Below are 1,029 nucleotides of genomic sequence, written 5' to 3'. Positions count from 1 at the left end.
AAAGTTTCAATCATACTCTGAGTTTCTGTGTTACCTAACGCCCTGTTAATGGGTAAAATATAGTTGGCTAAAATTAGCGACGAAGGAGCAGAAGCCAACTGAATTTTGTCCTTGTTAAACAGCTTGTTATAAGCCATTTACCACTTTAAGGTAAGACTTTGAGCCTATACCAACCTGAGCCCAAACTTTACGTTTATGGTTGCCTAGGTAATCATATTGTTCGTCCATATCCCAAAGAGTTATTATTTGCTCAGGGAAAATATACTCTGACTCATTAAGCGAGTGATTCTTCGATTCATTAGCAGAAATTGCGGCAAACAAAGTGCTACCCTCAATATCAAATACATCGTAACCGCCAAAGAAAAGTTTGTAATTTTCGTTTTGAGATACACCGATAAAGTCTACTAAGTCGTTTTCGTACTCAACTTGAAAGCAGCTATCAAAATAAAAATCGCTAGCCTCATCAGTCAAAGTGAAAAAGCCAGCAAACAATTCCTTAACTTGTTCCCGAGCCATTCCAAGTTTGATGGGGCCAATTCCATCATGAGGCCTAATTAAAAACTCCATACCTTCCTATGGCTTATAACGCCTTACTAATGGGCGCATAAATGCTTGGCTAAAATTAGCGACGAAGGAGCGCAAGCCAAGCGTTTTGCGTCCTTTTGAGTCTCTTGTTATAAGCCTTTACTTTGATCTTTATACTTAGTTTCTAGTAGAGAGATTCTGTTGTTAGTTTTTTTAACGGCATATGCTACGTAGTGATATAAAATAAAAAAAGCTGCAATTCCAACAAGTATTGCTGTCAGTGAAGGAGGTAAAGCAATAGATAACGTAAGAGCTATTAAACCGATTACCAAAACTATACACATAGTATGAGAGAACCCAAATAGCTTTTTATTTTTTAACGCTAATACCTTTAAGTGTTCGTCAATATTCATTAGTTACTTCCTATCTATAATGAAATTTTCACCAAGATGCTTTTCTAATCCGTAAGCTCAATTGGCTTATAACGCCGCAATATGGGGCGTA

General features: G+C 36.9%; 2 protein-coding genes. Both read right to left on the bottom strand.

Annotated elements, in window-relative coordinates:
- Positions 1 to 126: 126 nt before the first annotated feature.
- Positions 127 to 567, bottom strand: coding sequence for a hypothetical protein (locus D9603_RS19070; RefSeq protein ID WP_128732491.1), 441 nt, complete (start codon positions 565 to 567; stop codon positions 127 to 129).
- Positions 568 to 674: 107 nt separating this feature from the next.
- Positions 675 to 938: a hypothetical protein gene (locus tag D9603_RS19065; protein ID WP_128732490.1), complete on the bottom strand. Its 264-nt coding sequence runs from the start codon at positions 936 to 938 to the stop codon at positions 675 to 677.
- Between the last annotated feature and the right edge of the window lie 91 nt (positions 939 to 1,029).

This window comes from Pseudoalteromonas sp. PS5, assembly GCF_004103255.1.
Lineage (GTDB): Bacteria > Pseudomonadota > Gammaproteobacteria > Enterobacterales > Alteromonadaceae > Pseudoalteromonas > Pseudoalteromonas peptidolytica.
Note: the sequence above shows the minus strand (reverse complement) of the source record. Positions and strands in the feature narration are given on the sequence as shown.